We start from the raw sequence: 20,001 nt of genomic DNA, 5'->3' as shown, positions 1-20,001 counted from the left end.
TAAGCACGCCGCCAGCGTTCGTCCTGAGCCAGGATCAAACTCTCCGTGAATGTTTTCCCGTGATCGGGATAAACACACACGAGAGCGGAACAGTCGAGCGGAATAGGCTCGACCGTTCACAGCGTCCTCGCTGTGTTTTTCAAAGGAACCTCGTCCCAGCTGATGCTGGAGACGGGGTATCAACATATCTGGCGTTGACTTTTGGCACGCTGTTGAGTTCTCAAGGAACGGACGCTTCCTTTGTACTCACCCTCTCGGGCTTTCCTCCGGGCTTCCCTTCGGTGATCCAAACTCTATCAGGCTTTTCCGGTCTCCCTGACCACCGTCCCGCAGACATGCGGAAGATGATCCCGAGATAGGATCCGACAAGTTGGATGCCGCCAGGTGAGCATGCTTGTCTGCGTCGCTCGTCCCCGGCAGGAGTACGACTCTACAGCGCTCGGCCGAGTGGGTGCAAATCCGTTGGAAGGGTGGTCTAGACCACCAATCGGAGCTGTCGTAAGCTCTCGCCCGGAACCGGTATTTACCGTGACATACCCTGCTGCACAGCGCGCCGTCCAGGACAAGCAGTGACGGCCGATCGACTCTCCACCCCTGGGAGGCTTCCCATGACCACCGTGACGTCACCGCTCGCCGGACGCGCCATCGGACTGGCCGACGTGCCGGACCCGGTCTTCGCCGGCGCCATGGTCGGCCCCGGCACCGCCATCGACCCCGTGCGCGAGCCGTCCGAGGCGGTCGCTCCCGTGGACGGAGTCATCGTCTCGCTGCACCCGCACGCCTTCGTCGTCGTCGACGACCAGGGCCACGGGGTGCTCACCCACCTGGGCATCGACACCGTTCAGCTCAACGGCGAGGGCTTCGAGCTGCTCGTGAACAAGGGCGACACGGTGACGCGCGGCCAGGCCGTGGTGCGCTGGAACCCCGCCGCCGTCGAGGCGGCCGGCAAGTCCCCCGTCTGCCCGGTCGTGGCCCTGGAGGCCACCGCCGACTCGCTCACCGATCTGCGCGAGAGCGGCGAGCTGAAGACCGGCGACAGTCTCTTCTCCTGGAAGTGACACCCCGCCGTACTGACCACGGCGACCAGAACGACCACCACGGCGGCCCGGCCGCCGCACCAACGGAGACGGGTGAGATGGAGACAACGCTGCGAGGCGTCGGTGTGAGCCACGGTGTGGCCATCGGCGAGGTTCGGCACATGGGTACGGCGGTGCTGGAGCCGCCCGCCAAGCAGATAGCGGCGGACGAGGCGGAGCGCGAACAGGGGCGCGCCCGTCAGGCCGTGGAGGCTGTGGCGGCCGACCTGACCGCGCGCGGCAATCTCGCCGGCGGCGAGGCCCAGGCGGTGCTGGAGGCCCAGGCCCTGATGGCTCAGGACCCCGAGCTGATCGCCGACGTGGACCGGCGCATCGCTGTCGGCAGTACGGCGGAACGCGCGGTCTACGACGCCTTCGCCGCCTACCGGGATCTGCTGGCCAACGCCGGCGAGTACCTCGCGGGCCGGGTCGCCGACCTGGACGACGTGCGCAACCGCATCGTGGCGCGCCTGCTCGGTGTGCCCATGCCGGGCGTGCCGGACAGCGACGAGCCCTATGTCCTGGTCGCGCGGGATCTCGCTCCCGCCGACACGGCGCTGCTGGACCCGGCGCTGGTCCTCGGCTTCGTCACGGAGGAGGGCGGGCCGACGAGCCACAGCGCGATCCTGGCGCGGGCGCTCGGGGTGCCGGCCGTCGTGGCCCTGCCCGGCGCCGGTGAGCTGGCCGAGGGCACCGTGGTGGCGGTGGACGGCAGCAGCGGCGAGGTCTTCGTGAACCCGAGTGCCGAGAAGAAGGCGCTGCTGGCGGCCGCGGCGGCCGAGCGCAGGGCCGCGCTGGCCGGGTCGACCGGTCCGGGCGCCACCTCCGACGGGCACCGGGTGCCGCTGCTCGCCAACATCGGCGGTCCCGCCGACGTGGCCGCGGCGGTCGAGGCCGGCGCCGAGGGTGTGGGCCTGTTCCGGACCGAGTTCCTCTTCCTGGACGACGACAAGAAGGCGCCGTCGCAGGAGAAGCAGGTCGAGGCGTACCGGCAGGTGCTGGAGGCGTTTCCCGAGGGCCGAGTGGTCGTGCGGGTGCTGGACGCGGGCGCGGACAAGCCGCTCGGGTTCCTGACGCCGGCCGACGAGCCGAACCCCGCTCTCGGTGTGCGCGGTCTGCGGACGCTGCTGGACCACCCCGAGGTGCTGCGCACGCAGCTGACGGCGCTCGCCAAGGCCGCCGAGGGGCTGCCGGTCCACCTGGAGGTCATGGCTCCGATGGTGGCGGACCGGGCGGACGCCAAGGCGTTCGCCGACGCCTGCCGCGCGGCGGGGCTGCGGGCGAAGTTCGGTGCGATGGTCGAGATCCCCTCGGCGGCACTGCGGGCCCGCTCGGTGCTCCAAGAGGTCGAGTTCCTCTCGCTGGGTACCAATGACCTCGCGCAGTACACCTTCGCCGCCGACCGGCAGGTGGGCGCGGTGTCCCGGTTGCAGGACCCGTGGCAGCCCGCGCTGCTCGACCTGGTCGCGATGGCCGCCGAGGCGGCCGGGGCCGAGGGCAAGAGCTGTGGTGTCTGCGGTGAGGCCGCTTCCGACCCGCTGCTGGCGTGTGTGCTGACCGGTCTGGGCGTCACCTCCCTGTCCATGGGTGCGGCGTCGCTTCCCTACGTCCGGGCGACGCTGGCGAAGTACACGCTCGCGCAGTGCGAGCGCGCCGCTGCCGCGGCACGGGCCGCGGACAGCGCCGAGGAAGCGCGGCAGGCGGCGCAGGCGGTGCTGTCGGGCGAGTGATCCGGCCGCCGGCCGTCGCCCGGCCGGCTCAGGAGGGGCGCCTCACCCGCGGGTGGGGCGCCCCTCCTGTGTCCCGCACCCGGTGGGGCGGCGGTTCAGTGGGTGTGTGGCGACGTCGGCGGGCCGTCTTCGCCCAGGTCGGGCGGGGTGCAGTAGTCGACGCCGGACTCCGGTGCGACGAGGTCGCCGGACTCCACGTCGGTGCAGTAGGCGTCGAACACCTCGCCCGCGGTGAGGGGCTCCAGGCCGTCGCCGCGCAGGCGCCAGCCGTAGATCCGGTCCGGGACGCCGGGGGCGATGGTGCGCATGACGAGTCCGCCGGGGCTGCGGGTGGCGATGCCGAGGGCGAGGACCGTGGTGAATTCGAGGGCTTCGGCCTCGTCCAGGCGGACCGCGCCGTCGCTCTCGTCGTCCGCGTGGAGGACGGCGGAGAGGGTTTCCGGCGTGGTCGAGGCGCTGCAGACCAGGTGCCGGTCTCCGGGCGGCGCGGTGTCGAGGACGCGGGCGATCAGTTCGGCGGCCCTGGCGAAGGCGGCGCGGCCGATGTCCTCGCCGCAGGAGGCGCAGGGGCCGAGCCGGGACAGGAGGACGGAGGCGTACTCCCAGGTGGCCTGGCGGATGGCTTCGCCGACGAGGTCGGGGACGAGTTCGGCGAGGGGCCGGCCGTCGTAGGGGAGGTGGGGGCCGGTGGCCGCGAGTTCGGCGGTGTAGCGGGTGCGGCTCGCGGTGGCGTCGGGGTCGAGGCCGGCGTCCGCGCAGTACGCGGCGTATTCCTCGGGGTCGAAGAGGGCGACGGTGGTGTGGCCGCCCTCCGCGGCCCGGGTTTTGAGGAGTTCCTCGATCTGCTGGAGGTAGGCGGTGTGGTCGTCGAAGGTGAAGGTGCGGTAGCGCCGCATGGCGCGGAAGTCCTGTTCGTCGGTGAGCAGGCCGATGGTGCCGGCGATCTCCCGGTGCAGGTCGCGTCGCGGGGTGTGGTGGTCGGTGTGCGCCATGTTGTCCCCCATGTTCGGTCTCCCCTGCGCGCAGGGGTCGATCAGTTGTCACTCACAGTAATCGGGGGCACTGACAACGGGGTGGGGGCGAGGTGGAAACGGATCCGACGGTGCTGAGACGCGCAGGTCGGATGCGGTACAGCCGGGATCGTCCGCTGTCGGCCCGGCCGCCCTCGGACGTCGCGGAGCGTCATGGCGTGGGTCGAGGCCGGGCGGGTCGGGCGGGCGGGGCCGTCAGGCGCGCTTGCGGGCCAGGTCCTCGTAGAAGTGCAGGAGGCCGAGGTCGTCGATGGAGCCGGGGTTGACGGCCTTCTCCAGCGGAGTGCCCTGGAGGAGGCGCTTGACCGGGACCTCGATGCGCTTGCCGGTCAGGGTGTGCGGGATGCCGGGGACCTCGATGATCTCGTCGGGGACGTGGCGGGGGGAGAGCTGTTCGCGGATGGTGCGCTTGACGCGGCCGAGGAGGGCGTCGTCGAGCACGGCTCCGGGGGCCAGGTGCACGAAGAGGGGCATCCAGTAGCCGCCGTCGGGCTGTTCGACGCCGATGACGAGGGATTCCCGGATCTCGGGCAGCCGCTCGACGGCTTCGTAGATGTCGGCGGACCCCATGCGGACGCCCTGGCGGTTGAGGGTGGAGTCGGAGCGGCCGTGGATGATCACGGAGCCGCGTGCGGTGAGGGTGATCCAGTCGCCGTGCCGCCAGACGCCGGGGTACATGGCGAAGTAGCTGTCGTGGTAGCGGGTGCCGTCGGGGTCGTTCCAGAAGTGGATCGGCATGGACGGCATGGGGCTCGCGACGACCAGTTCGCCGACCTCGTCGACCAGCGGGGCGCCGCTCGGGTCCCAGGACTGGAGGTCGGTGCCGAGGCAGGGCGCCTGGAGTTCGCCGATGTGGACCGGGAGGGTGGGCACGGCGCCGGCGAAGCAGGAGCAGACGTCGGTGCCGCCGCTGACGGAGGCGATCCACACGTCGTCGCCGACCTCGTCGTGCAGCCAGCGGAAGCCGTCGGGCGGCAGCGGGGAGCCGGTGGTGGCGACGCAGCGCACCGTGGACAGGTCGAAGTCGCGGGCGGGGTGCACCTCCGCCTTGCGGCAGGCCATGACGTACGCGGCGGAGGTGCCGAACAGGGTGGCTCGGGTGCGTTCGGCGACCCGCCACTGGGCGCCGGTGTCGGGGTGTCCCGGGCTGCCGTCGTAGAGGACGATCGTGGTGCCGGTGAGCAGGCCGGAGACGAGGAAGTTCCACATCATCCAGCCGGTCGACGTGTACCAGAAGAAGCGGTCGTGCGGGCCGAGGTCGCAGTGCAGGCCGAGCTGCTTGAGGTGCTCGACCAGGATGCCTCCCTGGGACTGCACGATCGCCTTGGGCAGGCCGGTGGTGCCGGAGGAGTACAGCACCCACAGCGGATGCTCGAAGGGCACCTGTTCGAAGACGGGCGGCACGTCGGCGGAGGTGAGGGACGACCACTCAAGGGCGCCTTCGGGGGCGGGGGTGCCGAGCAGCGGGACGTGGACGACGGCCCGCAGGGTGGGCAGCTCGCGGCGCAGTTCGGCGACGACGTCGCGGCGGTCGTGCTCCTTGCCGCCGTAGCGGTAGCCGTCGACGGTGACCAGGACGACCGGTTCGATCTGCTGGAACCGGTCCAGGACGCTGCGGGCGCCGAAGTCGGGGGCGCAGGACGTCCAGACGCCGCCGACCGCGGCCGTGGCCAGCAGGGCGACGACGGCCTCGGGGACGTTGGGCAGGTAGCCGCTGACGCGGTCGCCGGGGCGTACGCCGAGGGCGCGCAGTTCGGCGGCCAGGGAGCCCACCTGGCGGCGCAGTTCGGCCCAGGTCACGGGGCGCGGTTCGTGGGTCTCGTCGACGTGCAGCAGGGCCGGCTCGTCGGGGCGGGCGTCGGCGGCGCGCAGGGCGTGTTCGGCGTAGTTCAGGGTCGCGCCGGGGAACCACTGGGCGCCGGGCATCGAGCGGTCGCCCAGCACGCGCGCGTAGGGGGTCGAGAACCGCACGTCGAACCACTCGGTGACGGCTTTCCAGAAGGTGTCCAGCTGTTCGACGGACCAGCGGTGCAGGGCCGGGTATCCGCCCTCGGCGGGCGCTCCGTGGTGTGCGGCCGCCCAGGCCTGGAACGCGGTGATCTGTGCGTCGGTGATCCGCTGGGGATCGGGCTGCCAGAGCGGCTGGGGGTTCACGGTCGGCATGGCGGCTCCCGGACTGTGCGCGTCGTGTGCGTCGGTCCGCGCACGTGCTGGGGTGTGCGCGTGACGCGGCTGACACGGACGATGCCATGTGATCGACTCGCGCACCAGGGCTCGCCCCGTCGGTCCGGGTCGCGCAGAGGGGCCGGGCCTGGGTGAACGGCAGTTGAACGACGCCCGCACGGCGATCGGTCGGTGGCAGGGTGAGCGGCATGGAAGCTCGTGACCTGGTGCGTTCGGTGAAGGCGGTCGGTTCGGCGGGGGCGGCCCAGGGGGTGCGCACCGTGCGGGCCGCCTGGCGCAGGCGGCGTGCCGACGCCCGGGGCCTGCCGCCGCGGGGGGCGGAGCGTGCGCGGGTGCCCGGTGTGGTGGTGGACGCGGAGCCGCGGCCGGGGGGTGGTGTCGTGCGCTTCAGCCGGTCGCGGCTGCGGATCCAGGTCGCCGTCAACGGCGCCGTGTTCTGGGGGTGGGACGGGGCGGGGCCCGAGCCGTCGTACGCGCTCGCCGGCCGCTGTCCGGAGCCGGACCCGCGGGCGGTGCTGGAGCCGGACAAGGACGGCGGCTGGCGGGTCGTGGCCGAGCGGGTCACGGTCGCCGTCTCGCGGCGCGGCGCCGTCCAGGTGTGCACGCCGGGGGGCGTGCCGCTGCGGCGCGATCTGCCGCCGCGGTGGTGGGAGCCGGCCGGTGGCGGGCCGGCGCGCTGGGCGCAGCGCTCGGAGGTGGCGGCCGACGCCCGGTTCTTCGGCCTGGGCGGGCGGGCGTCGGGGCCGCGGCTGCGTGACGGCGTCCACCGGCTGTGGAACGCCGACCCGGGTCGTCCGTTCGGGCCGCAGGACGATCCGCTGCACATCACCATGCCGGTCCAGTGGGTGGTCGCCGACGCGGGCACGCACCTGGTGTTCCACGACAACTCCTGGGACGGCACGGTCACGCTGCGGGAGGGTGCGGAGGGCGCCGGGTCGGGCCACGACCGGGCGGGGGTGAGCGAGCTGAGGATGGACGGCGGGCCGCTGCGCTGCTGGGTGGTCGTCGGCACTCCCGCGCGCGTGGCGCAGACCTGGGCGTCGCTGACCGGGCCGGCGGCGGTGCCGCCCGCGTGGGCGCTCGGCCATCAGCACGCCCGCCGGGGTGCGGGCGACGAGCAGGAGGTGCGGCGGGTCGTCGCGGGCCATCACGCGCACGGGCTGCCTCTGGACGCGGTGCACCTGGACGTCGACCACCATGAGGCGCACCAGGTGTTCACGGTGGATCAGGACCGCTTCCCGAAGCTGCCCGTGCTGGCCGAGGAGCTGCGCCGGGACGGGATCCGGCTGGTGTCGGTCGTCGATCCGGCGGTGCGGGCCGGGTCGGGCACCGCCGTGTACGAGGCGGGCGCGGGCGAGGACGCCTTCGTGCGGGACGCGTCGGGGCGGCTGGTGCGGGGGGTGGCGCGGCCAGGGGAGGTCGTCTTCCCGGACTTCACGCACGCGCGCGTGCGGCAGTGGTGGGGCGCGCTCTACCAGGAGCGGCTCGCACAGGGGTTCGCGGGTTTCTGGCACGGCATGAACGAGCCGACCTCCTTCGCCGCGTTCGGCGAGAGGACGCTCCCCCGTTCCGCCCGGCACGCGCTGGAGGGCCGGGGCGGCGATCATCGCGAGGCGCACAACGTGTACGCGCTGTGCATGGCGCGCGCCGGGTACGAGGGGGTGCGCGAACTGGTGTCCGATGAGCGGCCGTTCGTCCTCTCCCGTTCGGGCTGGGCCGGGATGCAGCGATACGGCGGTGCGTGGTCGGGCGAGGTGGCCGCCGGCTGGCCGGGGCTGCGGGCGTCGCTGTCGCTGGTGCTGGGGCTCGGTCTGTGCGGGGTGCCGTACTCGGGGCCGGACGTCGGCGGGTCCGACGGGGCCTCGTCGCCCGAGCTGTATCTGCGCTGGTTCCAGCTGGCGTCGTATCTGCCGCTGATGCGGACGCACGCGGGTGCGCGGGCGGGCTGCCGGGAGCCGTGGGGGTTCGGGGAGGAGGTGCTGCGGCACGCGCGCGCGGCGCTGGTCGAGCGCCGTCGGCTGCTGCCGTACTTCGTGTCGCTGGCGCGGCTGGCCCGGCGCACGGGGGCGCCGTACGTGCGTCCGGTGTGGTGGGGCGCGCCGGAGGACCGCGCGCTGCGCGACTGCGAGGACGCGTTCCTCCTGGGCGACGCCCTGCTGGTGGCTCCGGTGCTCCAGCCGGGGGTGGACCGGCGTGAGGTGCGGCTGCCGCGGGGGCGCTGGTACGACACGGCGACGGGGCGGGCGTACGAGGGGCCGGGGCAGGTGGTCGTCGACGCGCCGTTGGCGCGGATCCCGGTGTTCGCGCGGGCGGGGGCCGTGATCCCGGTGCGCGGGGACGAGGGCGGGCTGGAGCTGGAGGTGTGGGCGCCGGCCCCGGGGCGGCCCGGGGGCGGGCTGGTGGTGCCGGACCCCGGCGACGGGTGGGGGGAGGCGGCGGTCGAGCGGTACACGGTGCGCCGTCGGGACGGGCGGGTGGTCGTGGAGAGCGAGCGGGAGGACGGCGCGGACGTGCCCGCCCGTCCGGTGCGGGTGCGGGGGCTGGACGGGCGCTGAGGTCAGACGTACCGGCCCTCGAACCAGGCGCGTACGGCGATGGTGTGCAGCGGGAAGGCCAGTTCCCCGGGTCTGCGCAGCAGGTGCCAGCCCTCCGTCTCGTCCGTCGCGGCGGACCGCGGCAGGGAGTCCGCCGGGCGCTCCGGGAGCAGGCCGAAGAGCAGCAGGTGGCCGTCGGGCGCGCTCATGGCGTCGATGAGCCGTACGTCACGGCCGGCGGCGTCGATGCCGGTCTCCTCCTTGAGCTCGCGGACCACGGCGTGCCGCCAGTCCTCCCGGTCGTCGATGTAGCCGCCCGGCAGTGCGGTGCCTCCGCGCGCGGGGGCGATGGTGCGGGTGATGACGACCAGGGCGGCGCCCTTGGTGTCGTACACGGGCTGGAGGGCGACGGCGACCGGCAGCGGGTTGCGGTAGGCCGCGGTGCCGCAGGCGGGGCAGGTGCGGGGCCAGCCGGACACGCCCTCCGCGTAGGGCGCTCCGCAGTTCGAACAGTGGGAGCCCGGTGCGGAGTTGGCGGGCGGGTGCTGATTCTCGGACACGCGCGGACTGTATCCGATGAGACGACAAGCGTCTCGCCTCGGACGGCCCGGCGCCCGTCGTCTCCTGGGGGGCGGGACGGGGGCCGCGGCCGCTCGTGTCGCCGTCGGACGGGTTGACGCCTGTCGTGCGCGTCGGAACACTTTCCGTGACGTCCGGTCGTCGCTCGCGTCCGCCGTGCGCCCTCGGGCGGCGCCGCCCGCGTCCGCCGCCCACCGGCCCCGCTCCCGGCCGGGGCGGTCGCGCTCGCCGCTCATCCCGCGCAGATTCATGTCACTGTGGGACAAAATGACACCAGTGAGGGCATCGGGGGCCGGCGGCTCCCGGCCCTCGGCCGCTTCCCTCGCCACCTAGGGGTAGCCATGACGGACAACGCCGAGAAGTACGTGGCCGCCATCGACCAGGGCACCACTTCGAGCCGCTGCATCGTCTTCGACCACAGCGGCTCCATCGTCGCGGTCGACCAGCGCGAACACCGGCAGATCTTCCCCAGGCCCGGCTGGGTCGAGCACGACGCCACGGAGATCTGGTCCAAGACCCAGGCGGTGGTCGCGGGCGCGACGGCCAAGGCGGGGCTGCGTGCCGACCAGGTCAGCGCCCTGGGCATCACCAACCAGCGCGAGACGACGGTCCTGTGGGACCGCGCCACCGGCAAGCCCGTGCACAACGCGATCGTCTGGCAGGACACCCGTACGGCGGCGCTGTGCAACGAGTTGGGCGGCTCCGAAGGGCAGGATCGTTTCCGCAAGCAGACCGGGCTGCCGCTCGCCAGCTACTTCTCCGGCCCGAAGGCGGCCTGGCTGCTGGACCACGTACCGGGTCTGCGCGACCGCGCCGAGCGCGGCGAGATCGCCTTCGGCACCATCGACTCCTGGCTCATCTGGAACCTGACCGGTGGCACGAACGGCGGCCGGCACGTCACCGACGTCACCAACGCCGGCCGCACCTTGCTGATGAACCTGGAGACCCTCCAGTGGGACGAGTCCATCCTGTCCGCCATGAACATCCCGGAGGCGGTCCTCCCCGAGATCCGGTCCTCCGCCGAGGTGTACGGCACCGCCATGGGCCCGCTGGCCGGCGTTCCGGTGGCGTCGGCGCTGGGCGACCAGCAGGCGGCCGTGTTCGGGCAGGCCTGCTACGACGTCGGGGACGCCAAGAACACCTACGGCACCGGCAGCTTCCTGCTGCTGAACACCGGCAACCGGCCCGTGGCCTCCAAGAGCGGCCTGCTCACCACGATGGGCTACAAGATCGGTGAGGAGGCGCCGGTCTACTGCCTGGAGGGCGCGATCGCCATCACGGGCGCGCTGGTGCAGTGGTTCCGCGACCAGCTCGGCATCATCCGCACCGCGGACGAGATCGAGCCGCTGGCGGCGAGCGTCGCCGACAACGGCGGCGCGTACATCGTGCCCGCGTTCTCCGGCCTGTTCGCACCGTACTGGCGTTCGGACGCGCGCGGGGTGGTCACCGGCCTCACCCGGTACGTCACCAAGGCGCACCTCGCGCGGGCGGTGCTGGAGGCGACCAGCTGGCAGACGCGTGAAGTGGTGGACGCGATGTACCAGGACTCCGGGGTGGAGCTGACGACCCTGAAGGTCGACGGCGGCATGACGAAGAACAACCTGCTCATGCAGCACCAGGCGGACGTGCTCGGCGTACCGGTGATCCGTCCCCGGGTCTCCGAGACCACCTGTCTGGGCGCCGCCTACGCGGCCGGACTCGCCACCGGGGTGTGGAACGACCTGGACGAGCTGAAGTCGCACTGGAAGAAGGACGCCGAGTGGACGCCGTCCATGGAACCCGCCGTCCGCGACCGCGAGCACCACAACTGGCACAAGGCCGTGGAGAAGAGCTTCGGCTGGCTGGAGGACGGCGACGACTAGGAGGCGCCCGCAGGCGTGCCGGCGTGCGGCACGCGCGCGTGTCAGGTGGTGACGGCGCGCCGGCGGCGGTCCGCCGCGTACTTCATCGCGTGCTGGACGACGCCGACGAGGACCTCCTTGACCGACTCGCGCTCGCGCGCGTCGCACAGCAGCAGCGGGACGCCGTCGTCCAGATCGAGGGCGCGGCGGACATCCCCGGCCGGGTAGCGGGCGGCGGCCTCGAAGCAGTTGACGCCGACGAGGAAGGGGATGTCGCGCCGCTCGAAGTAGTCGATGGCGGCGAAGGAGTCCTCCAGGCGGCGGGTGTCGGCGAGGACGACCGCGCCGAGGGCGCCCTCGGACAGTTCGTCCCACATGAACCAGAACCGCTCCTGCCCGGGGGTGCCGAAGAGGTAGAGCACCAGGTCCTCGCGCAGGGTGATGCGGCCGAAGTCCATGGCCACGGTGGTGGTCCGCTTGTCCTCCACACCGCTGACGTCGTCGACCGGACGGCCCGCCTCGGTGAGCACCTCCTCGGTGCGCAGCGGCCTGATCTCGCTGACCGCCGCGACCAGCGTCGTCTTGCCCACGCCGAAGCCGCCGGCCACCAGGATCTTGAGCGTGACGGGCTCGACCGGGGGCTTGCCGCGCTCAGAACGCCCGAAGATCATCGATCACTTCTCCTGCTCGAGGGGTCGGGCGACGGTGGGCCGTAGCCTCCGCCGCCGGGGGTGACGACGACGAGCACGTCGCCGGGGCCGACGTCCGCCGAACCGCTGGAGCCGAGGGCCACGACCGTGCCGTCCGCTCGTTCCACCCGGGCGGAGCCGAGCGCGCCCGGCTCGCCCCCGGCCATGCCGTACGGCGGGACCCTGCGGTGCTGGGACAGTGTGGAGACGGTCATGGGTTCGAGGAAGCGGATGCGGCGCACCGCGCCGTCTCCCCCGGGCCACCGGCCGGCGCCGCCGCTGCCGCGCCGGACCGCGAACTCCTCCAGCCGCACGGGCAGCCGCCATTCGAGGACTTCGGGGTCGGTGAGCCGGGAGTTGGTCATGTGGGTCTGCACGGCGCTCGCGCCGGGGAAGCCGTCGCCGGCGCCGGAACCGGAGGCCACGGTCTCGTAGTACTGGTGCCGCGCGTTGCCGAAGGTGACGTTGTTCATCGTCCCGGAGCCCTCCGCCTGCACGCCGAGCGCCGCGTAGAGGGCGCCGGTGACGGCCTGGGAGGTCTCCACGTTGCCCGCGACGACGGCGGCGGGCGGCTCGGGGCTCAGCATCGAGCCGGCCGGGACGACGATCTCCAGGGGGCGCAGGCAGCCGTCGTTGAGCGGGATGTCGTCGGCCACCAGGGTGCGGAAGACGTACAGGACGGCGGCGTCGACGACCGAGCGGGGCGCGTTGAAGTTGGTGTCCAGCTGCGGCGAGGTGCCGGTGAAGTCGATCATGGCAGAGCGCCGCGCCCGGTCCACCCGGATCCGGACGCGGATGACGGCGCCCGAGTCGGTCTCGTAGGCGCACTCCCCGTCGTCCAGGGCGTCGATGACGCGGCGGACGGCCTCCTCGGCGTTGTCCTGGACGTGTCGCATGTACGCCTGGACGACGTCGAGGCCGAACTCCTCGATCATGCGGCCGACCTCGTCCACGCCCTTCTGGTTGGCGGCGATCTGGGCGCGCAGGTCGGCGAGGTTGGTGTCCGGGGTGCGCGAGGGGTGGGGGCCCGAGGTCAGCAGACGCCGGGTCTCGCTCTCGCGCAGGCGGCCGTTCTCGGCGAGCGGCCAGGTGTCGAAGAGGATGCCCTCCTCGTCGATGGTGCGGCTGTCCGCGGGCATGGAGCCGGGGGCGATGCCGCCGATCTCGGCGTGGTGGCCGCGGGAGGCGACGTGGAAGAGGACGCGGTCACCGTGCGTGTCCGCGGCGTCGAAGACCGGGGTGACGACGGTGACGTCGGGCAGGTGGGTGCCGCCGTGGTACGGGTCGTTGACCGCGTAGGCGTCGCCCGGCCGCATCCGGGTGCCGCGCCGCCGGACGACCTCCTTGACGCTGGTGCCCATGGAGCCCAGGTGGACGGGGATGTGCGGGGCGTTGGCGACCAGGTTCCCGTCCGGGTCGAACAGGGCGCAGGAGAAGTCGAGGCGTTCCTTGATGTTGACCGACTGGGCCGTGGACTGGAGTCGGGCGCCCATCTGCTCGGCGACGGACATGAACAGGTTGTTGAAGACCTCCAGCAGAACCGGGTCGACTTCCGTGTCGGGTCGGGAACTCTCCGTAATCGTGGTGCGTTCCACCAGCAGATGCCCGTCGTCGGTCGCGGTGGCCCGCCAGCCGTCGTCGACGACGGTCGTCGCACCGGACTCGGCGATCACCGCCGGGCCGGTGACCGCGCTGCCCGGGGGCAGGTCCTCGCGTCGGTGCAGGGGTGCGTCGCGCCAGGCGCCGCCGGTGTGCAGCCGGACGGGGCGCGGTGCGGCGGGCCCGTCCGTGCGGGCGGGCCGGTACGGGGCGAGGGCGGAGAGATCGGGGGGTGCGGTGATGCCGGTGGCTTCCACGGAGAGGGCTTCGACGATCACGGGACGGTCGAGGGTGAAGGAGAAAGTGCGGCGATGAAGGTCTTCGAAGGCGCGCTTCATGGCGTCGGGCTCGGCGAGTTCGACGGTGAGGGCGGTGTCCGTGCCGTCGTAGCGCACCTGGGCGCGGCGGGTGACGCGGACGCGCTCCTCGGGGACGTCCTCGCCGCGCAGCTCGGCGCGGGCGGCCTCTTCGAGGCGGCGGGCCCTCTCGCCGACGCCCGGCATGGCGGCGGGTTCCAGCGGTGCCTCGACGGACTGCTCGCGCATGGCCGTGGTGTCGGCGAGGCCGATGCCGAGCGCGGACAGCAGGCCCGCCATGGGCGGGACGAGGACAGTGCGGATACCGAGCGCGTCGGCGACCATGCAGGCGTGCTGTCCGCCCGCGCCGCCGAAGGTGGTGAGGGCGTAGCGGCCGACGTCGTGGCCCTGCTGCACGGAGATCCGCTTGACGGCGCCCGCGATGCCGGCGACGGCGATCCGCAGGTAGCCCTCGGCGACCTGCTCCGGGGTGCGGTCGTCGCCGGTCCGCTCGTGGATGTCGCGGGCGAGCGCGGTGAACCGGTCGCGGACGAGTGCGGCGTCGAGTGCCTGGTCGCCGCCGGGGCCGAAGACCTCGGGGAAGTGGTCCGGCTGGACGCGGCCGAGCATGACGTTGGCGTCGGTGACGGTGAGCGGGCCGCCGCGCCGGTAGCAGGCCGGTCCGGGGTCGGCGCCGGCCGAGTCGGGGCCCACCCGGTAGCGGGAGCCGTCGAAGTGCAGGACGGAGCCGCCGCCGGCGGCCACGGTGTGGATGTCGAGCATGGGGGCGCGCAGCCGGACGCCCGCGATCCGGGTGGTGAAGACGCGTTCGTAGGCGCCCGCGTAGCGGGAGACGTCGGTGGAGGTGCCGCCCATGTCGAAGCCGATGACCCGGTCGTGGCCGACGAGCTCGGACATGCGGGCCATGCCGACGATGCCGCCCGCGGGCCCCGACAGGATCGCGTCCTTGCCGCGGAACCGTCCGGCCTCGGTGAGCCCGCCGTTGGACTGCATGAACATCAGCCGTACGCCGTGCAGGTCGTCGGCGACCCGCTGTACGTAGCGGCGCAGCACGGGCGAGAGATAGGCGTCCACGACGGCGGTGTCGCCGCGCGGGACGAGTCTCATCAGGGGGCTGACCTCGCTGGACAGCGAGATCTGCGGGAAGCCGACGCGCGCGGCCAACTCGCCCACGGCGCGTTCGTGCGCGGGGTGCCGATGGCTGTGCAGGCAGACGACGGCGACGGCGCGGATCCCGTCGTCGTAGGCCTTCTGGAGGGGGCCGGCGAGGGCGTCCAGGTCGGGGGCGCGCAGGACGGTGCCGTCGGCGGCGATCCGCTCGTCGACCTCGACGACCCGCTCGTGCAGGAGTTCGGGCAGGTCGATGCGGCGGGCGAAGATGCGCGGGCGGTCCTGGTAGGCGATGCGCAGGGCGTCGCCGAAGCCGCGGGTGACGACGAGGAGGGTGCGCTCCCCCCGACGTTCGAGCAGGGCGTTGGTGGCCACGGTCGTGCCCATGCGGACCGAGTCCACGGGCCCGGCGGCCCCGGCGAGGAGTTCGCGCACCCCGGCGACGGCCGCGTCGGCGTACCGGGCGGGGTTGTCGGACAGGAGTTTGCGGGTGACCAGGCGGCCGTCCGGGCGGCGCGCGACGATGTCGGTGAACGTGCCGCCTCGGTCGATCCAGAACTGCCAGCCCGTCACGTCGCTACTCCGCTTCCACGCCGCTCACAGCGCCCGCAGGCCGTTGATCACGTCGCGCAGAATACTCTCGTCCGGCAGCTCGGCCGGCGGAACCGGGCGGTTCACATGGACGTACTCCTCGTCCACGAGGTCGCCGACGAGCACGCGGACCACGCCGACGGGCAGGTCCAGTTCCGCGGCGAGTTCGGCGACGGACTGCGGGGTGTCGCGGCACAGTTCGACGATGTCCACGTGTTCCGGGGACAGCGTGTCGTCGGCTTCGGGGTCGTCGACGTGGGGTTCGGCGACGACGACCGCGATCAGGTCGAGGCGGTGCTGGGCCGCGTGGGTGGTGCGGCCCCGCGTCATGGCGTACGGGCGGACCACCGGTCCGGCGTCGTCGTCGAACCAGTGGCTTCCTGCCTGGCCGTCTGCGCTCATGCCATCCCACTACCCGCCGGAGGGCAGATCGGTGCGCGGAGCGGCCCCCAGATGCACGCCGACCCGCTTGACGAGGAGCGTCATCTCGTAGGCGACCTGGCCCACGTCGGAGTCGGCGTCCGACAGGACGGCCAGACAGCTGCCGTCGCCGGCGGCGGTCACGAACAGGAAGGCGCCGTCCAGTTCCACGACCGTCTGCCGGACGTTGCCCGCCTCGAAGTGCCGGCCCACGCCCTTGGCGAGGCTGTGGAAGCCGGAGGCGACAGCGGCGAGGTGCTCGCTGTCCTCCCTGGTCAGGTCCTTGGACACCCCGGTCGGCAAGCCGTCCCCGGAGAGCACGATGGCCTTGCGGATGCTCTTCACCCGCTCCACGAGGTCGTCGAGGAGCCAGTTGAGCTGCCCCCTGTCGGTCGTGGTGTGGCCGGTCGCCTTCGGTGCGGTCATCGACCGTCCCCCTCTGTCGTTCCTGGTGCTGTGCTGCCGTCGCGGGCGTCGTCGCCCGCGGCGTTCTCCTCGCGGCCGCGCTGCCAGCCGCGCTGGAGCGAGGCCATGCGGCTGCGTACCTCGTCGGCGTCGCGTTCGGCGGGGTCCGCCGCGTCCTCGGTGCGCCGCCGGGGCATGCGCTTGAGCTGCGGGGCGATGCTCGCCTGCCGTACGCGGCGGGGCAGTCCCGCGCTGTCGGGCGCCGGCGGGGCCGGGGGCGCCGCCGGGTCCGTGCCGGTGTCGTCGGCGGGTCCGGCGGCCAGGGCCGGCCGGCGGGTGCGCTGCGGAAGCGCGGGAGGCTGTTCCGGGCCGTCGCCGTCGCCCTGGGCCGCCGACGGGACGCCGGGGCCGCCGGGGCGCTCCGCCGGGGCGGCGGGCTTGCCGAGGGGGCTCTCGCCGCGGCGCCTGGACGGCAGCGGGGCCGCGGGCTCCTCCCGCCCCTGTCCGGGGCCGCCCTTGTCCTTGTCTTCGACCTTGCCCTCGCTCCGGTCGCGGCGGCCGCGCTGCTCGGCGACCGGGCGTCCGTGGGAGCTGACCAGCTTGGGTGTCCGGCGCTGGGGCAGCGGCACCGGCCGGTCCTCCCCCGCCCCCTCGCCCTCGCCGCCCCGGTGCTCGGCGAAGTCACGAGGCAGCGTCTCGTCCGAGCGCGGGCGGGGTACGGCGCGGCGCGGGCGGAACAGGCCGCCGCCCTCCCCGTCCTCGTCGTCCAGGGCGTCCGGGAACTCCTCGATGGCGGCCAGGTCGACCGAGGTCCCCAGCTCCACCGGTCCGTCCAGGACGGAGACCGGCAGTCCCGGCAGTTGGGTGGCCGTGCGGGCGAGGCCGCCCCCGCGGGTGTCGTCGCGCTCCGCCGGCCGCTGCCGGTCCAGACGGAAGCCGACGCCGTTGGTGTCGGGCACGTCGTCCGTGAGCAGCGCGTCCGGCAGGAAGACGATCGCGGTGGTGCCTCCGTACGGGGACGGCTGGAGCGAGACGCGGACGTGCTGGCGCTGGGCGAGCCTGCTGATCACGAACAGTCCGAGCCGGTCGGTGTCGGAGAGCTCGAACTCGGGCGTCTCGGCGAGCCGCAGATTGGCGTCCAGCAGGTTCTCGGCGGACATGCCGAGGCCGCGGTCGTGGATCTCCAGGGTGAAGCCGTTGGCGACGCGTTCGCCGATGACCTGCACCGCGGTGTGTGGCGGGGAGAACACCGTGGCGTTCTCCAGGAGTTCGGCGACGAGGTGCGTGATGTCGGCGACGGCGGGGCCGGTGAGGGCGACGCGCGGCAGCCGGCGGACCTCCACGCGCTCGTAGTCCTCGACCTCGGCGACGGCCGCGCGGACCACGTCCATCAGCTGCACGGGTTTGCGCCACTGCCGGGACGGGGCGGCGCCGGAGAGGATCACCAGGCCCTCGGCGTGCCGGCGCATCCGGGTGGTCAGGTGGTCCAGGCGGAACAGGTCGGCGAGTTCCTCGGTGTCCTCGGTCCGGCGTTCCATCGTGTCGAGTAGGGTGAGCTGCTTGTGCAGCAGGACCTGGCTGCGGCGGGCGAGGTTGACGAACACCTCGGAGACGCCGGCCCGCAGTTCGGCCTGTTTCACGGCGGCCTCGACGGCGGCGCGCTGAAGGGTGTTGAGGGCCTGGCCGACCTCGCCGATCTCGTTCCTGTCGTATTCGAGGCGGGGCACCTCGGTCTCCACGTCGACCTGTTCACCGGCGGAGAGGCGGCGCATCACGCTGGGCAGGCGGACGCCGGACGCCTCGTGCGCCTCGGTGCGCAGCTGGCGCAGGTCGCGGATGAGGCCCCGGCCGATGCGCACGGACAGGAAGAGGGAGACGAGGACGGCGATCAGACCGAGGACGCCCGCGACGGCGGCCTGGAGCATGACGTTCATCGCGACCGGGCGGACGCGGTCCTCGTAGCGGTCCTCGGCCTGGTCGTCGAGGGCGCGCAGTTGGTGGAGGGCGTCGCCGGCGGCGGTGTCCCAGCTCTTGGCGGTCACTCCGCGGGGCATGCCCGACACCGTCGCGACGGTGGCCCGTTCGGCCCCCCTGAGCGGGGCGGAGGCGGCGTTGGCCCAGAACCGCTGGTAGCGACCGCGTTCGTCGGCCGGCAGCAGCGGCAGGCTGATGTCGTACAGCAGGGTGCGCTGGGCGGCGAGTTCGGAGATGTCGCGGGTCTCGTCGCGGGTGAGGGCGCCGACGACCAGGGAGGAGCCGAGCAGCGCGTCCTCGCGGGCGAGGAGTTCGCGGGCGCGGCCGAGGTTGACCAGGGCGCGGTACTGCTGGTCGAGCGTGGCGTCATCGACGACGTGGAGGCCGGCGAGCAGGGTGTAGCAGGGGTCGACCAGGCGGTTGTAGAGGTCGAGCGCCTGGGCGCGGCGGAGGGTGCCGTCCTCGACACCGCGCCGCAGGGTGCCGATGCCGTCGAAGGAGTCCAGCACGGCGGTCAGCCGTCCGCGGGAGCCGGCGCCCAGGGCGTCGCGGGCGTCGGAGTCGCGGGCGTTGCCGCGGAGTTCGGCGAGGGCCCGGTCGGTGGCGGTGCGGCTGCGGCGCAGCGCGGCGAGGCCGTCGAAGGCGCGCGGGTCGGCGAGGTAGACGAGGGTCTGGCGCCGTTCCTGCTGCAGAACGCGGGCGGTGTCCTCGGTGGGGTAGGCGATCTTCTCCATCACGGAGGAGGTGTCGAACATCCGGGTCGCCTGCCGTCCCGTGAGCACGGTGGCGAACGCCCAGATCGCGGTCAGGGACAGCAGCGGCACGAGAAGCAGCGCCACGATCTTCCGGCGGATGGACTTCCCGCGAAAGCGCATGGCCTCCCCCAGCTCGACCCCCGCCGGCCGGGGGTACACATGTGCGTCAACAAACGGCGCGAGCCTACTACCGACGCACAGGGATCTCGAAGGGACGAACGGAAGCCGAACTTCCGCGCCAGCGACGACAGATGCCGAGTTGTCCGGGCATGGCGGGAGATCGCCGTCCGGAATGCGAAGGTGGTGGAGGTGCCGCGAGGGGCCGGGGTGTCCGATCCGGTGGCCGATATTTTTCGTCTCCCGGGAATCTTCACGCCGTCCCACTCGTCCTTCCTCATGGGGCATGGGGGCGGAACGAGTCACTGGAGCCGCGTCCCGCACCTGGGCGGCGTAAAGCAGCGCAAGCCGGGCAGCCCACTGGGGAGCCGGTTCTTCGGACACCGGGGCGAGCGGTCTGCTGGCGGTGGGGAGTGACACGTTGATGGACACGGCGGAGCGGCACGAGAGGGCCGCCGACCGGGGCGGTGCGAGGTCCGCGGCGGTGCGACGGGCGCCGGATCACGACATTCCGGCGGCCAGAGGCGGCCGGGGTCCCGCTCCCGGCCGGGAGCAGCCCGCGGCCGCCGGGGAATCGGCCGGGCAGGCCGGGCGGCCTTCCTGCCGGCCGTTGTGGGTGGAGGAGCCGGCGCGGCGGCGCAGGCTGCCGGACCCCGTGCGCGAGGCGGCGGTGCGGGCGGTGCTGATCATCGCCGTCACGCTCATCCAGGCCGTGGTGGCGTTCCTGTGCACCATGGCCGGGTCCTGGCTGGCCTTCCCGATGGTTCTCAGCAGTGTGGCGAGCACGGTGGTGGCCACCTGGGCGGCGCTCGACGTGTGGGTGACCCGCCAGGTGTGGAGCCAGCGCAACGGCGTGGTCTCGGCGCCGAACAGCACCGCGCGTTCCCTGCGGCGCGAGCGGCGCCGGGCCCGGCGGGAGGCGCGGGTGGTCGAGCGCACGCAGGAGCGCATACGCCGCCGGGGCGGCGCGGGGCGGCTCTCGCACCCGTAGCGGACGGGGCGGCGCGGGCGGTTGCCCGGCGGGCGGCGGCGCCGAGGCGCCGCCGCCC

General features: G+C 73.3%; 12 protein-coding genes and 1 pseudogene. 5 read left to right on the top strand and 8 right to left on the bottom strand.

The window, feature by feature from the left end:
- The first annotated feature begins 608 nt into the window (after positions 1–608).
- A complete protein-coding gene (locus ABEB07_RS28475; protein WP_176148176.1) occupies positions 609–1,058 on the top strand; it encodes a PTS sugar transporter subunit IIA in 450 nt (149 codons plus the stop codon).
- Between the two features lie 77 nt (positions 1,059–1,135).
- Positions 1,136–2,806, top strand: coding sequence for a phosphoenolpyruvate--protein phosphotransferase (ptsP, locus tag ABEB07_RS28470; RefSeq protein ID WP_345670970.1), 1,671 nt, complete (start codon positions 1,136–1,138; stop codon positions 2,804–2,806).
- Positions 2,807–2,901: 95 nt separating this feature from the next.
- Here the strand turns inward: ptsP and ABEB07_RS28465 are convergent, their stop codons facing one another.
- Together ABEB07_RS28465 and ABEB07_RS28460 are read right to left on the bottom strand one after the other, a co-directional pair.
- Positions 2,902–3,798, bottom strand: a complete 897-nt coding sequence (locus ABEB07_RS28465) for a hypothetical protein (RefSeq protein WP_345670971.1) — start codon at positions 3,796–3,798, stop codon at positions 2,902–2,904.
- Between the two features lie 234 nt (positions 3,799–4,032).
- Complete coding sequence (locus tag ABEB07_RS28460) at positions 4,033–6,000, bottom strand: acetoacetate--CoA ligase (RefSeq protein WP_345670969.1); 1,968 nt, start codon at positions 5,998–6,000, stop codon at positions 4,033–4,035.
- 209 nt (positions 6,001–6,209) lie between these two features.
- Between ABEB07_RS28460 and ABEB07_RS28455 the strand changes: the two genes are divergently transcribed.
- Positions 6,210–8,576, top strand: coding sequence for a glycoside hydrolase family 31 protein (locus ABEB07_RS28455; RefSeq protein WP_345670967.1), 2,367 nt, complete (start codon positions 6,210–6,212; stop codon positions 8,574–8,576).
- Between the two features lie 2 nt (positions 8,577–8,578).
- Here ABEB07_RS28455 and ABEB07_RS28450 read toward each other — a convergent pair whose 3' ends face one another.
- Positions 8,579–9,115, bottom strand: a complete 537-nt coding sequence (locus ABEB07_RS28450) for an NUDIX domain-containing protein (protein WP_176148180.1) — start codon at positions 9,113–9,115, stop codon at positions 8,579–8,581.
- Between the two features lie 360 nt (positions 9,116–9,475).
- Between ABEB07_RS28450 and glpK the strand changes: the two genes are divergently transcribed.
- Positions 9,476–10,996 carry a glycerol kinase GlpK gene (glpK, locus tag ABEB07_RS28445; protein ID WP_345670965.1) on the top strand — a complete coding sequence of 507 codons (1,521 nt, stop codon included), beginning with the start codon at positions 9,476–9,478 and terminating at the stop codon, positions 10,994–10,996.
- Positions 10,997–11,037: 41 nt separating this feature from the next.
- Here the strand turns inward: glpK and ABEB07_RS28440 are convergent, their stop codons facing one another.
- From ABEB07_RS28440 to ABEB07_RS28420, 5 genes and pseudogenes are all read right to left on the bottom strand, one after another.
- Positions 11,038–11,646 (bottom strand): GTP-binding protein, encoded by a 609-nt coding sequence (locus ABEB07_RS28440; protein WP_176148182.1) that lies wholly within the window; start codon positions 11,644–11,646, stop codon positions 11,038–11,040.
- A pseudogene (locus ABEB07_RS28435) lies at positions 11,627–15,263 on the bottom strand (hydantoinase B/oxoprolinase family protein). Before ABEB07_RS28435 ends, ABEB07_RS28440 begins: the two are co-directional and overlap by 20 nt.
- A gap of 24 nt (positions 15,264–15,287) precedes the next feature.
- Complete coding sequence (locus ABEB07_RS28430; protein ID WP_164588612.1) at positions 15,288–15,683, bottom strand: DUF742 domain-containing protein; 396 nt, start codon at positions 15,681–15,683, stop codon at positions 15,288–15,290.
- 9 nt (positions 15,684–15,692) lie between these two features.
- Entirely contained in the window at positions 15,693–16,127 is a 435-nt protein-coding gene (locus ABEB07_RS28425; RefSeq protein WP_164588613.1) for a roadblock/LC7 domain-containing protein, read from the bottom strand.
- Positions 16,124–18,955, bottom strand: a complete 2,832-nt coding sequence (locus ABEB07_RS28420) for a nitrate- and nitrite sensing domain-containing protein (RefSeq protein ID WP_345670964.1) — start codon at positions 18,953–18,955, stop codon at positions 16,124–16,126. The genes ABEB07_RS28425 and ABEB07_RS28420 overlap by 4 nt, the downstream gene beginning before the upstream one ends.
- Positions 18,956–19,376: 421 nt before the next feature.
- Between ABEB07_RS28420 and ABEB07_RS28415 the strand changes: the two genes are divergently transcribed.
- A complete protein-coding gene (locus ABEB07_RS28415; protein WP_345670963.1) occupies positions 19,377–19,943 on the top strand; it encodes a hypothetical protein in 567 nt (188 codons plus the stop codon).
- The last annotated feature ends 58 nt before the right edge of the window (positions 19,944–20,001 follow it).

It is taken from the genome of Streptomyces similanensis, assembly GCF_039543625.1.
In the GTDB taxonomy this organism is placed as follows: Bacteria; Actinomycetota; Actinomycetes; order Streptomycetales; family Streptomycetaceae; genus Streptomyces; species Streptomyces similanensis.
This window is presented reverse-complemented; position numbering and strand designations above follow the sequence as displayed.